The following is a 12831-nucleotide window of genomic DNA, read 5'->3' on the forward strand; positions in this document are numbered from 1 at the left end:
TGTTCCAGCGTGCCGGTCAGGTGCGGGCGTGCACTCCCGTCACGCGCGTCTCCGCATCACCCCGTACCCGACGACGGCGGCGATGGCGAGCACGAGGAACAGCCCCACCCGGGGGCCCTTACCCTCGCGGTGCCCCTGGTCGGCGTTGTCGTCCCCGGCCGCCTTGGGGGACGGCGAGGCGGCCGGCCGCGCCTTCTCAGGGAGGGAGACCTGGTACACCGGCTGGTTCGTGCCCTCGGAACCGACCAGCAGGGACCGTCCGTCGGCGGTGTAGGTCACCGACTCGCCCTGCTTCTGCGAGGGCAGCGACACCGACCGCAGCGATGGGCCGGGACGGCCGTCGGCGCCGACCGCGTAGGCGCGCGCGCCGAAGTAGGTGCGGATCACGTAGCTGCGGCCGTCGGGGGCGAACGCGGCGTCGGTGGCGATGGCGGGGGCGTCGCCGACCTCGCGCATCGTGTTGAAGCCCTTGGTGCTCAGCCGCGCGGGCCCCTCGTACAGCTTGCCGGAGAACAGCTTGGACGCGATGTAGAGCCGGTTGGTCGTCGGGTTGATCATCATGGCCTCGGCGTTGCGCGGCCCGTCCTCGTACTTGATCCGGAACGCGGTGGCGCGCAGCGTCTGGGTGCGCATCACGGCGGGCTCGGGGATCCGGTAGACGGTGACGTAGGGCCAGGCGCCGCCGAGGTTGTCGCCGATGTCGGCCACGTAGATCGCGGGCCGCCCGCGCTCGTCGGCGCCGATCGCCATGGCCTCCCAGTCGCGCGCGCCGGCACCGGCCAGGGTCAGCACCGCGCGGGTCCGGCCGTCCGGGCCGAGCGCGAAGATCTCGGGCCGGCCGCCGGAGTCGTTGTGGGTGTAGACCACGCCCTTGTGCCGCCGGCTCGTCGCCAGCCCGCTGGACTCGCCGATCCGCGGATCGGTGACGGTGAAGATGATCTTTTGGTCGGCGGCCGACGCGGCCGACGCGGGCGGCGCGGCCAGGAGCATCGGCGTCCCGGCGACGGCCAGCGCCCCGAACGCCGCGCCCGCCCGGCCGGCGCGTGCGCGGACGGCCCGGCTGCGGACGGCCCGCTCGCGGGCGGCTGTGTTCAATTCAGCAGCGCACCGATGACCACGGCGAGGACGAGCGCGGTCAGCACGGTGGGAAGCAGCCATTGGGGCGCGCGGTTCACGGTCCCGAGCTTATTCGGCCGGGCGCGCACCTCGAACCGGGCATCCATGATCTACATCTCATCCTGCGGGCGGGCGGCGGCGGGTCCACCGCCGCCGCCCGTCCGGACGGGTCAGAGGCGCTCGACGACGTGGTCGATGCAGGCGGTGAGCGCCTCGACGTCGGCCGGGTCGATGGCCGGGAACATCCCGATGCGGAGCTGGTTGCGGCCGAGCTTGCGGTACGGCTCGGTGTCGACGATGCCGTTGGCGCGCAGCGCCTTGGCGACCGCGGCGGCGTCGACGGCGTCGGTGAAGTCGATCGTGCCGACGACCTGGGACCGCTGCGCCGGGTCGGCCACGAACGGCGCGGTGTAGGCGGTCTTCTCGGCCCAGGTGTAGAGCCGCTGCGCGGAGTCGGCGGTGCGGGAGGTCGTCCAGGCCAGGCCGCCCTGCTCGTTCATCCAGTCGATCTGCTCGGCGAGCATCAGCAGCGTGGCGACGGCGGGAGTGTTGTAGGTCTGGTCCTTGACCGAGTTGTCGACCACGGTCTTGAGGTTGAAGAACTCGGGGACGTACCGGTCGGACGAGCCGATCTCGTCGATCCGGGCGAGCGCGGCCGGGGAGGCCAGCGCGATCCAGAGCCCGCCGTCGGCGGCGAAGCACTTCTGCGGCGCGAAGTAGTAGACGTCGGTCTCGGCGACGTCGACGGGGAGGCCGCCCGCGCCGGACGTGGCGTCGACCATGACCAGCGCGTCGTCCGCGGTGGTGCCGGCCGGGCGCTTGATCGGCATCGCGACGCCGGTGGAGGTCTCGTTGTGGGTGAGGGCGTAGACGTCGACGCCGGCCTCGGCGGACGCGACCGGGTGGGAGCCCGGGTCGGCGGAGATCACCGACGGGTCCTCCAGCCACGGCGCGCCCTTGGTGACCTTGGCGAACTTGCTGGAGAACTCGCCGAACACCAGGTGCTGCGATCTGGACCGCACCAGCCCGAAGGCGGCGGCGTCCCAGAACGCGGTGGTGCCGCCGTTGCTCAGCAGGACCTCGTAGCCCTCGGGCAGCGAGAACAGCTGCGCGAGGCCGGTGCGGACCCGGCCGACCAGGGACTTCACCGGCTTCTGCCGGTGCGAGGTGCCCAGGTAGGTCGAGCCGGAGGAGGCGAGGGCGGCGAGCTGCTCGGGCCGCACCTTGGACGGGCCGCATCCGAAGCGGCCGTCGGCGGGCTTGAGCTCGGCGGGAATGACAATGGCTGGATTCGCGCTGTCGGTCACTCGCAGCAGGCTACTTGACCTGCACTGGAGATCGCCGCCGGGTTCACATGCCGAGACGTGAGGTGTCGGTCACCGTCGCCGCGAGCGCCGCCGGATCGCCCATCCGGCCAGGACGATCAATGCGATTCCACAGATACCGGCATTGACGGCGGGCGGGTAGACCCAGTCGTCACCGCGCGTGTGCGCCTCGGTGGCCGTGCGTACCGAGTCGTAGGCGAGGAACGCCAGCAGGACGGCCGCGATCCCGAAGGCGATGCGTCCGGAAACGGCGTTGGCGCGGCGCCGCCGCTCTTGGCGTTCGGCCTCGTAGCGGAGCAGCTCCTCCGCCTCCGCGCGCCGCCGCTCGTCCCAGGTGGGGCCACCGGTGGGTGATCCGCCGGGTACACCGGGATCATCGGACGCGGCGGTGGCACGGCCGATATGGGCCGCAGGTCCGATGTCCCCTTCTAGTGGCTCGTCGGTGCTCACCGCGCAATCATGACAAAGCGCATCCTTCGTAAGGGCGGCGGGCCGAATTGAAGAAGATTCGATCTTTTTCGCTACGCACGGCGTCCTACGGACAGGAGGCTGGAACACCAAAAGAGTGGTCGGGGGGCGACATAGGGGAAGCGGGGCGTTCAGCATGCCGGGAGGCGCTGATCGGGTATTGAGCGAGGACCGGCTGCGCGGAGTGCTCGACCTGTTCGAGCGGCTGCGCGAGCGTCCCACCTGGCGGCGGCGGGAGCGGTTCCGTCCCCTGCTGCTACTGCTCGGGCCGGGCAACCACACCGGCCGGGTCGCCGAGCTCTTCCAGAAGCGCTGCGAGGACGAGCGGGCGCCCGTCTCGCACATCGCCGCCGACACCGCCGCCACCGACGTGTCCGGGGTCCTGCGGGAGGCCAAGCGCGAACTGTCCCAGCCGTCCAGCCGTCCGCGCGGTGAGTCGCCCTTGCGGTTCCCGCTGCTGGAGATGGCGCTGTGGCTGCGCGACCTGCGCGAGATCCGGCTCCAGGGAGACCGGACGCCGCCGCGCCACGCCTCCGCGTCCGAACGGGAGAACCACCAGCTCGTCCAGGAGCTGACCCATCCGCCCGTCGGCGACAACGAGAACTCCCGCCGCAGGCAGCTCAACCGGGTCATCCGGCGGCGTGGCCGGGACGTGCTGCGCGACCTGGAGGAGGGCCCGCGCGGACGGACCGCGACCTTCCTGGCGTTCCTGGAGCAGATCGCCCCGATCGGGGTCGCGGTCGTGGCGCTGCTGAGCGCCGGCGCCGCCGCCGCGCTGGACCTGGCGGCGGCGGTCCTGGCGGCGATCCTCGGGCTCGGGTTCGTGGCCGTCCAGATCGTGGCCCGCACCCGCGGCTGGTACGGGGTGCACCGGTTCGGCTGGTTCCTCAGGCAGCCGTACCTGCACCGGGACTCGACCGGGTTCCTCGGCTTCGCGCTCGGGGTCTTCGACCCGCGCCCGGTGGAGGCCGACGACCACGCCGAGCAGCTCGACCTGCTGCTGGTCGCCGCGTTCCTGGAGGACCTGCGCCGCAACTACCGGCGCGACTACCGGCGGGTGGCGTGGGCGCGCGTCCGCTACCCGGTGGTCATCCTGGAGCACCTGTCGCCCGGCCATCCCGGCATCCGGTTCGTCGAACTCGTCGAGCGGGTCCGCGCCGACAACCAGGACGACCGGGGGCTGCCCGACTTCGACCCGCTGGTGGTCACGGCGGGCGTCGACCCGACCGCGCCCGCGGGCGACGACCCGTCCGCCCCGTCCGGGCCCCGGCTGGTGGACCGGATCACGCAGGTGATCCGGGTCGACATGTCCTCCGGCGAGCCGCGGGACGTCGTCGCGTCGCGCTTCCTGTGGGCCCGGTACCGGCGCGAGCAGCGCGTGGTCGAGGCGCTCGGCACCCGGCGGGAGCTGCGGGTGGACGTCACCGCCGACCCGGGCGGCGACCTGCCCCCGGTGCGGCCGGCCAGGCGCCGCCCGCGCGCCACCCATCCGGCGCTGCCGTGGATCGCGATGGTCGCGGTGCTGGGCGCCTCGGTGAGCGTGATCGCGGTGCAGGCGGTGCAGTACTGCTCCCCGCTCCAGATCAGGCGGACCGCGAGCGGGGAGTGCATCGGGATCACCGACGGCTCCTACCACTTCGGTGAGAACGCCCGCGGCGCGGGCAAGGACAACCGGCTGACCCCGGTGCTGAAGCGGATCCAGCGGCTCAACGCCGATGTGGCCTCGTCCGGCAAGCCCTTCGTCACGGTGGTCTACCTGGGCCCGCTGACCGCCGATCCGGCGATCAAGAACCGGCAGATCGACCTGCTCGCCGGGGCGCAGGGCGAGCTGGTCGGCCTCGCCATCGCGCAGCGCCGGTTCAACGAGGCCAGCCAGCACCTGCGGCTGCGCGTGCTGGTGGCCAACGCGGGTGCCAAGTTCCGGCACGCCGAGCAGGTCGCCGAGCAGATCAGCGAGCGGGCGCTGCACGACCGCTCCATCGTGGCGGTGGTCGGGTTCGAGCAGAGCCGCGCGCAGACTCAGGACGCGATCAAGACGCTGGCCACGCCGGCGCTGCCGCTGATCGGGACGGCCAACAGCTACGGCAGGACGGCGGAGCTGGACCGGGGCGGCTACTCGCCGTACTACTTCAGGCTGGCGCCGCCCAACCGGCGGCTCGCCGAGCACGCCGCGTTCTGGGCCCGCAACGGCGAGCTGGAGGGCCGGCCCGCCCGCAGCGCGGACGTGATCTACGACGGCGACCCCGACGACCTCTACAGCAAGGACCTCGCGACGGAGTTCCAGCGCCGGTTCGGGAAGAACGCGGTGCGGATGTGGCCCTACCGCGACCCGGGCGAGCTCGGCGAGGCGGTGGAGCGGGCGTGCCGCGACCCGAAGGACATCTTCTACTACGCCGGGCGGTCGGACGAGTTCCGCGGCTTCGTCTCCGGGCTGGAGAACACCTGCGACAAGACGCCGGTGGTGCTGGCCGACGACGAGATCGCCAAGTACGTCACCGACAACGCCCGGGAGATCGGCGCGAAGGGCACGTTCAAGCTGTACTTCACCCCGCTGGCGGCGCGGGAGGCGTGGACGCCGCGCTGGATCGGGCCCGAGCAGTCGGTGCAGACCTTCTACACCGACTACGAGCCGTTCGTCGCGGGGCTGGTCGGCAAGAACACCCCGGCCGACCGGATGCCGTCGGTGACCCGGGCCGCGGTCAGCTACGACGCCGCCACGCTGACCACGACGGTGGCGCAGCAGGTGTACTGGGAGCAGGGCACGGTGCCGACCGCGGCGAGCGTCTACGCGGAGCTGAGCGACCCGCAGCGCTACGCCCTGCGCAAGGGGGCGAGCGGCGTGCTGCGGTTCGGGCCCCGGTCCACCGGCCACGAGGTGACCGACAAGGCGGTGCTGCTGACCACGGTGCGCGGCAACGGGACGCTCGAAGTGGTGGCCATCTGCGGCAGGCTCGTCCTGAGCGGCCAGCGGGGCGCGCCCTGCCCGCCGAAGGCCAAGGACGCGGCGGACGGGTGACGCGGGGACGGACAAGGCCCCCGGCGGTGGCGGATTCGCGGGGTCGCCGGGGGCCTCATGCGCGTGCGGGGGTGCGGCTGCGTCGTCAGGCGCCGTGGCGCTTGAGGGCCTCTGCCGCCCCGGTAACGTCCTTGATGGAACGGGTGCCGGGGCCGGTGTAGCGGGCGCTCGGCCTGACCAGCCGGCCGGTGCGCTTCTGCTCCAGGATGTGCGCGGCCCACCCTGCGGTGCGGCCACAGGTGAACATGGCGGGCATCATCGAGGTCGGGACGTCGGCGAAGTCCAGGATGACCGCGGCCCAGAACTCGACGTTGGTCTCGATCGGACGGTCCGGACGGCGCTCGCGCAGCTCGGCCAGCGCGGCGTCCTCCAGGGCCTTGGCGGCCTCGTAGCGGGGTGCGTCGAGCTCCTGCGCCGTCCGGCGCAGGACCCTGGCGCGCGGGTCCTCCGCGCGGTAGACGCGGTGGCCGAAGCCCATCAGCCGCTCGCCGCCGTCGAGGATGTCGGTGACGACCTTGCGGGCGTCGCCGAGCTGCTCGACCCGCTCGATCATCGGGAGTACCCGGGCGGGGGCCCCGCCGTGGAGGGGTCCCGACATCGCCCCGATGGCGCCGGAGATGCTGGCGGCCACGTCGGCGCCGGTGGAGGCGATGACGCGGGCGGTGAAGGTGGAGGCGTTGAGCCCGTGCTCGGCGGCCGAGACCCAGTACGCGTCGATGGCCCGGACGTGCTTGGGGTCGGGCTCACCGCGCCATCGGATCATGAACCGCTCGGTGATGGACCGGCCCTCGTCGATCCGGTTCTGCGGGACCATCGGGCTGCCGATGCCGCGGGCCGACTGGGCGACGAACGAGAGCGCGGTGACCGAGGTGCGGGCGAGGTCGGCGCGGGCCTCCTCGTCGGAGATGTCGAGCAGCGGGCGCATCCCGTAGGCCGGGGCCAGGGTGGGCAGCGCGCTCTGCACGTCGACCCGCACGTCGCCGGAGGTGACCGGGAGCAGATGCGGTTCGGCGGGGGTCAGGCCGGGGGCGAACGCGTCGTCGACGAGGAGGCCCCAGGTGTCGCCGAAGGCGACGTGCCCGACGAGTTCCTCGATGTCGACGCCCCGGTAACGGAGCGCGCCGCCTTCCTTGTCAGGCTCGGCGATCTCCGTCTCGAAGGCTACGACCCCCTCGAGACCGGGTTTGAAGTCGGACATGTGTCGTCCTGCCTTTCGTGCCCGTAGTGATAAGGCGGTGCCGTGCCATTGAACCCTGTCCACCTTACTGACCAGTACCCAGGACCCTGTCAGATGCACAATGCCCAGGTGAGAGGCTCAGACGCTGTGGATCGCACTACGCCCGACCCCGCACGGCTCCGGAGATCCTACGAGGTGGGGGAACTGACCGAGTCGTCCGTTCCGTCCGATCCGGTGGTGCTGTTCGCCGCCTGGTTCGCCGCGGCGGCGGCCGTCCTGCCCGAACCGAACGCGATGGTGCTCGCGACCGCCTCGGCCGACGCGGTGCCGAGCGCGCGGACCGTCCTGCTCAAGGGATACGGCCCGGACGGCTTCCGGTTCTTCACCAACCTGACGTCCCACAAGGGCCGTGACCTGGCGGAGAACCCGCGGGCGTCGCTGGTCTTCCCCTGGCATCCGATGTCCAGGCAGGTGCGGGTCTCCGGTCTCGTCGCGCAGCTGCCGCGCCGGGAATCGGCCGAGTACTTCAAGAGCCGCCCGTACGGATCGCGCCTCGGCGCGTGGGCGAGCGAGCGCCAGTCGGCGGTCATCTCCGGGCGGGACGAGCTGGAGCGGCGCTTCGCCGAACTGGAGGCGCGCTGGCCGGATCCGGCCGATCGGGGGACCGAGGCCGGGGCCGGAGCCGAAGCCGGGGCCGACGCCGTCCCGCTGCCGGACTTCTGGGGCGGCTACCGGGTCGTCCCAGAGACGATCGAGTTCTGGCAGGGCCGCCTCGACCGCCTGCACGACCGCATTCGCTACCAGCGGACCCTCTCTGGGGAAGGGGAGGCGGTCACGGAGCAGTCATGGGCAAGGTCCAGACTGTCTCCGTGACACCGGAACAGCACCCATCTACCCAAGACACTCCTGACAGCGGCACTGTTCCCGACAGCGATACCGCCCCCGCGTCCGCCTCTCCGCCGCCCCTGGGAGGACGGCGCGGGACGCTGCGGCGGATGGCGATCGACACCCGCCCGCTCCGGCATTCCGCCTTCCGGCGGCTGTGGCTCGGGCAGGGTGTCTCGTTCATCGGGTTCCAGGTCACGGCCGTCGCGGTGCCGGTCCAGGTCTACGACATGACCGGATCGTCGTTCTGGGTCGGGGTGCTCGGCGCGGTGAACCTGGTGCCGCTGATCGTGTTCGGGCTCTGGGGCGGCGCGATCGCCGATCATGTGGACCGGCGCCGGCTGCTGTTCTTCTCGTCCTGCGTCACCTGGGTGTCCACTCTGCTGCTGCTGGCCCAGTCGCTGCTGGGGATCGGCAGCCTGTGGCTGATCATGGGCGTGGTCGCGGTGCAGGCGACCGGGTTCGCGCTGTCCTCGCCGACCCGCAGCGCGATCATCCCCCGGCTGCTGGACCGCGAGCTCGTCTCGGCGGCCAACACCCTCAACTTCACCGCCGGCCAGGTCGGCATGCTGGCCGGGCCGCTGTTCGCCGGGGTGATCCTGGCCCGCTGGAACTACTCCGCCGCGTACGCGCTGGACGCGGCGCTGTTCACGGTCGGGCTGTACGCGGCGCTGCGGCTGCCGGCCATCCCGCCGCTCGGCGAGGTCACCGGCTCTCCCGGGCTGCGCGCGGTGTTCGACGGGCTCCGCTACCTGGCCACCCAGCCGGTGCTGATGATGTCGTTCGTCGTCGACATCATCGCGATGGGCGTGGCGATGCCGCGGGCGCTGTTCCCCGAGCTGGCCGACACCAGGTTCGGCGGCGAGGGCGCCGTGGGCTGGCTGTTCGCGGCGATCGCGATCGGTGCGGTCCTCGGCGGGCTGCTGTCGGGCTGGATCGGGCGGGTGCACCGGCAGGGCGTCGCCCTGGTCGTCTCCATCGTGGTCTGGGGGCTGGCGGTGGCCGCCGCCGGGCTGGCCCACCAGCTCTGGCTCGCGGTCGCGCTGCTGGCCGTCGGAGGCGCGGCCGACCTGGTCTCGGCGGTCTTCCGGCAGACGATGCTCCAGACGTACGCGCCCGACGAGATGCGGGGACGCCTGCAAGGGGTCTTCACCGTCGTCGTGGCGGGCGGCCCCCGGCTGGGCGACATGCGGGCGGGCGCCACCGCGGCCGTGGCGGGCGCGTCGGTGTCGTGGGTGGGGGGCGGACTGGCCTGCGCGGTGCTGGTGGTGCTGGTGGCGGTGGCCGTCCCGGCCCTGCTGCGGTACGACACCCGTACCGCCGAGCCCGTCGCGATCACGGACGCGCAAAGCTGAGAACGTCGGTGGCAGCGCATACGGTCCCTCTGAGGGGAAGAAGCGGTGCGGTTCGCGTGTTGTGACGAGTCCGTCGCCGGTGAACCGGCACACCAACGCACCGGCGATATCCGCCGGCGCCGTCCGCGAACACTCTCAGCAAGTAGACTCGACGCTACAAGACTGGAGGGAGCTGTGACCTCACACGGCCTGATCGATACCACGGAGATGTACCTCCGTACGGTGTTCGAGCTCGAAGAGGAGGGGATCATCCCCCTTCGCGCGCGCATCGCCGAGCGGCTCTCGCAGAGCGGCCCGACGGTGAGCCAAACGGTGGCGCGCATGGAGCGTGACGGGTTGCTGCGGGTCGAGGGGGACCGGCACCTCGAGCTGACCGATAGCGGCCGAGACCTCGCCACCCGCGTGATGCGCAAGCACCGCCTGGCCGAATGCCTCCTGGTCAACGTGATCGGACTCCCCTGGGAGGACGTCCACATCGAGGCGTGCCGCTGGGAGCACGTCATGTCGGAGGAGGTCGAGCGCCGCCTGGTCGCGCTGCTCGACAACCCGACCACCTGCCCGCACGGCAATCCCATCCCCGGCCTGGACGAGCTCGGCGGGCACGGCGACGACTCGGCCGCCGCGCCGCTGTCGGTGATGACCGCCGTCGCCAGCCCGGGCGGCGCCGGAGCCGTCATCCGGCGGATCAGCGAGCAGGTTCAGGGCGACAGCGACCTGATGCTTAGACTCAAGCAAATTGGGATACAACCGGGACGAGAGGTGACCCTTCGGGCAACGGACGACGGTGTGCGGGTGACATGTGACGACGAGGCGGACGACCCGGCGACCGAGCTCCCGCGCGACATCGCCGAGCACGTGTTCGTCAGCAGGCGCTGACCTCCCGGCGTGCCGCCCCCCGACTCCGCCCATCTGGTCTATACCGAAGATCTCCGTACCGGCACGCCGTTCAGGCGTATCCCGGCGGCGGGTTCGTCGTTCAATACCAGAGAGGAAGCACGCGGAGCACCAGGGAGGCGGCAGCCGGTGATCGTCGCCTCGGGGGGACAGGCGCCTCCGGGCAGAGCGGTGCGGTGCGTGACGAGAGCGGTCACCGGCGGACCGCTCCTGTGATCAGGATGGGGACATGAAGCGTTGGGGGGAAGCGCCGGTCGAGGCGCATCTGCCACCCGAGACCGTCCTCACCCAGATGGAGATGGCGGTCATCGTCTGCGACCGCTTCAGCAACGTCATCTACGGCAACGCGTTCGCGCGGCAGCTCTTCGGGTTCGGCGGCGACGACGTCATCGGGCACTCCATCCTGTCGCTCGGCATCGCCGAGGAGGACCACGAGCAGGCCACCGAGCTGGCCCGGCACGTCCTCAAGGGCGGGGTGTGGGAGGGCACGTTCTGCAACCTGCGCGCCGACGGCACCACCGTCTACACGCGCGCGCACGCCGTGCCGCTGCGGCACCCGTCGGGCTCGGTCGACGGCATCGTGATCTTCGCGCGCGAGGCGCTCCGCTCCAACCAGCGCGAGCAGGACCGCTACGGCCTGATCGAACGGGTCGGCGAGCGGCTCGCCGGGTCGCTGGAGCTGGAGACCACGCTGCGCCGGGTGGCCGACACCCTCGTCCCGCAGCTCGCCGACCACTGCTTCATCGACCTGTTCAGCGGCGACCGGCTCTTCCGGCGGGTGTCGCGGCACGCGGGCGACTGGACCCCGCCGCCCGGCACCTGGGCCGAGATCGGCGAGCCGATCTCCTATCCGCCCGGCCACTTCAGCGCCAAGGCGATGAGCCGGCGCGACGCGGTGCTGGTCGAGGACATGGTGCAGCACCGGTTCTCCGCGCCGAACGAGTCGTCCAAGCGGCTCGGCGACGAGATGGGCATCACCTCGGTGATCTCGGCGCCGCTGCTGGTCCGCGGTGAGCTGCTGGGCGTGATGAGCCTGGCGCTGTCCAACCTCACCAAGCGCACCGACCCGCACTACGACGGCTTCGACCGCGACCTGCTCGGCGCCATCGCCGGCCGGGTCGCGCTCGCCGTCGACAACGCCCTGCTGTTCGAGGAGGAGCGCGAGACCGCGCTGGCGTTCCAGAAGCACCTGCTCCCCGGCGACCGGCCGCCCCGCCTCGACGGCCTCCAGATCGCCTGGCGGTACGAGCCGGCGCGCCCGCTGGAGTCGCACGGGCACGGCATCCAGACCCAGGTCGGCGGCGACTGGTACGACGTGATCCCGCTGTCGGCCGGCCGGGTCGGGCTGGTCATCGGCGACGTCGAGGGCCGCGGCGCCCGCGCCGCCGCGGTGATGGGGCAGCTCCGCGCCGCGCTGCGCGCGTTCGCCCAGGACGACCGCGCCCCCGCCGACATCCTGCGCAAGCTCGACGAGTGGGTCCGCACGATGACCCGCCCCGAGCGGATGCGGTCCGGCTGGAACAGCGACGACCTGGTCCGCCCGCCGTTGGTGTCGTGCACCTACTTCGTGTACGACGCCTGGTCGCGGGTGCTGGAGTTCGCCAACGCCGGCCACGACCCGCCGCTGCTGATCGTCGACGGCCAGGTCAGCGAGCTGGACTTCGAGAGCGAGGGCGCGATGCTCGGCGTCCGCGCCCCCGGACTGGGCGGCGAGATCCTCTTCAACGAGGAGACCGCCGAGCTCAAGCCGGGCGCGACGCTGGTGCTCTACACCGATGGGCTGATCGACCGGCGTCCCCGCGAGAACGGCGACTACTACACCCGCGAGGAGTCCCGCGAGCTGGTCCGCGCGGCCGTGTCCGAGGTGGCCCGCAACGGCGTGGAGGCGATCGCCAACGCCGCCTACGAGGCGGTCGAGGGCGACATCGACGACGACGTGGCCATCGTGGTGATCCGTACCGCGGCGGACGAGCTGGCGGTCGAGGAGCGCAGCTTCCCGGCCGAGCCGATCATGGTGTCGGAGGCCCGCCGGATGGCCGCCGACACCTTCGTCACCTGGGGGATCCTGGACGAGCAGGCCGAGCTGGCCTGCCTGTTGGTCTCCGAGGTCGTCACCAACGTGGTGCTGCACGCCACCACGAGCCCCGCGCCGCGCCGCGAGCTGATGCTCCCGGTGGTGGTCGGGCCGGGCCCCGGCGGCGAGGGGCGCGGCGGCGGGTCGCCGGTCCAGTTCAACCCGCCGGGCTTCGACGACGGCGCGTTCGACAGCGGCGCCTTCGACGAGGACGACTGGAACCTGGGCGCCGACCTCGGCCGGCGCGAGCCGCCCACCAAGGAGTTCCGGCTCCGGCTGCGGCGCGGCGCCGACGCGATCTGGGTCGAGGTGTTCGACTCCGACATGCGGCTCCCGCGCATCCGCAGCGCGGGCGAGACCGACGAGGGCGGCCGGGGGCTCTACCTGGTCGACCAGCTCGCGAGCCGCTGGGGCGCCCGGCCGACCGCCGATGGCAAGGCCGTCTGGTTCGAGCTGCCCCTCGCCCCCGGCTCCTGACCGCCCACCTCCTGATTGCCCGCCTCCTGATCGCCCGGCCCCCT

The 12831-nt window shown here is 72.2% G+C and carries 10 protein-coding genes; 5 read left to right on the plus strand and 5 right to left on the minus strand.

The window, feature by feature from the left end; genetic code table 11:
* Window positions 1-39: 39 nt before the first annotated feature.
* From OHA34_RS27740 to OHA34_RS27755, 4 genes are all read right to left on the minus strand, one after another.
* Window positions 40-1095 (minus strand): hypothetical protein, encoded by a 1056-nt coding sequence (locus tag OHA34_RS27740; protein ID WP_329519362.1) that lies wholly within the window; start codon window positions 1093-1095, stop codon window positions 40-42.
* On the minus strand, window positions 1092-1223 hold the full coding sequence (locus OHA34_RS27745; protein WP_285938636.1) for a hypothetical protein: 132 nt from the start codon (window positions 1221-1223) through the stop codon (window positions 1092-1094). The genes OHA34_RS27740 and OHA34_RS27745 overlap by 4 nt, the downstream gene beginning before the upstream one ends.
* Before the next feature lie 63 nt (window positions 1224-1286).
* Complete coding sequence (serC, locus tag OHA34_RS27750; RefSeq protein WP_285938514.1) at window positions 1287-2423, minus strand: phosphoserine transaminase; 1137 nt, start codon at window positions 2421-2423, stop codon at window positions 1287-1289.
* Between the two features lie 69 nt (window positions 2424-2492).
* Window positions 2493-2891 carry a hypothetical protein gene (locus OHA34_RS27755; protein WP_285938513.1) on the minus strand — a complete coding sequence of 133 codons (399 nt, stop codon included), beginning with the start codon at window positions 2889-2891 and terminating at the stop codon, window positions 2493-2495.
* Between the two features lie 178 nt (window positions 2892-3069).
* Between OHA34_RS27755 and OHA34_RS27760 the strand changes: the two genes are divergently transcribed.
* Entirely contained in the window at window positions 3070-5925 is a 2856-nt protein-coding gene (locus OHA34_RS27760) for an ABC transporter substrate-binding protein (RefSeq protein ID WP_329519363.1), read from the plus strand.
* An 85-nt stretch (window positions 5926-6010) separates the two neighbouring features.
* Here the strand turns inward: OHA34_RS27760 and OHA34_RS27765 are convergent, their stop codons facing one another.
* Window positions 6011-7123: a citrate synthase 2 gene (locus OHA34_RS27765; RefSeq protein WP_285938510.1), complete on the minus strand. Its 1113-nt coding sequence runs from the start codon at window positions 7121-7123 to the stop codon at window positions 6011-6013.
* A gap of 93 nt (window positions 7124-7216) precedes the next feature.
* Between OHA34_RS27765 and pdxH the strand changes: the two genes are divergently transcribed.
* From pdxH to OHA34_RS27785, 4 genes are all read left to right on the plus strand, one after another.
* Window positions 7217-7975 carry a pyridoxamine 5'-phosphate oxidase gene (gene pdxH, locus OHA34_RS27770; protein WP_285938509.1) on the plus strand — a complete coding sequence of 253 codons (759 nt, stop codon included), beginning with the start codon at window positions 7217-7219 and terminating at the stop codon, window positions 7973-7975.
* 122 nt (window positions 7976-8097) lie between these two features.
* Window positions 8098-9342 (plus strand): MFS transporter, encoded by a 1245-nt coding sequence (locus OHA34_RS27775; protein ID WP_329519364.1) that lies wholly within the window; start codon window positions 8098-8100, stop codon window positions 9340-9342.
* Window positions 9343-9516: 174 nt separating this feature from the next.
* On the plus strand, window positions 9517-10218 hold the full coding sequence (locus OHA34_RS27780) for a metal-dependent transcriptional regulator (protein WP_285938507.1): 702 nt from the start codon (window positions 9517-9519) through the stop codon (window positions 10216-10218).
* Between the two features lie 247 nt (window positions 10219-10465).
* On the plus strand, window positions 10466-12787 hold the full coding sequence (locus OHA34_RS27785) for an ATP-binding SpoIIE family protein phosphatase (RefSeq protein WP_285938506.1): 2322 nt from the start codon (window positions 10466-10468) through the stop codon (window positions 12785-12787).
* Window positions 12788-12831: the final 44 nt, after the last annotated feature.

This window comes from Spirillospora sp. NBC_01491, from assembly GCF_036227065.1.
In the GTDB taxonomy this organism is placed as follows: Bacteria; Actinomycetota; Actinomycetes; order Streptosporangiales; family Streptosporangiaceae; genus Spirillospora; species Spirillospora xylanilytica.

Coding starts and splice junctions, on each gene's coding strand:
- OHA34_RS27745 (WP_285938636.1), bottom strand. CDS start 1,223: ATGGATGCCCGGTTCGAGGTGCGCGCCCGGCCGAATAAGCTCGGGACC.
- OHA34_RS27765 (WP_285938510.1), bottom strand. CDS start 7,123: ATGTCCGACTTCAAACCCGGTCTCGAGGGGGTCGTAGCCTTCGAGACG.
- pdxH (WP_285938509.1), top strand. CDS start 7,217: ATGCACAATGCCCAGGTGAGAGGCTCAGACGCTGTGGATCGCACTACG.
- OHA34_RS27775 (WP_329519364.1), top strand. CDS start 8,098: ATGGCGATCGACACCCGCCCGCTCCGGCATTCCGCCTTCCGGCGGCTG.
- OHA34_RS27785 (WP_285938506.1), top strand. CDS start 10,466: ATGAAGCGTTGGGGGGAAGCGCCGGTCGAGGCGCATCTGCCACCCGAG.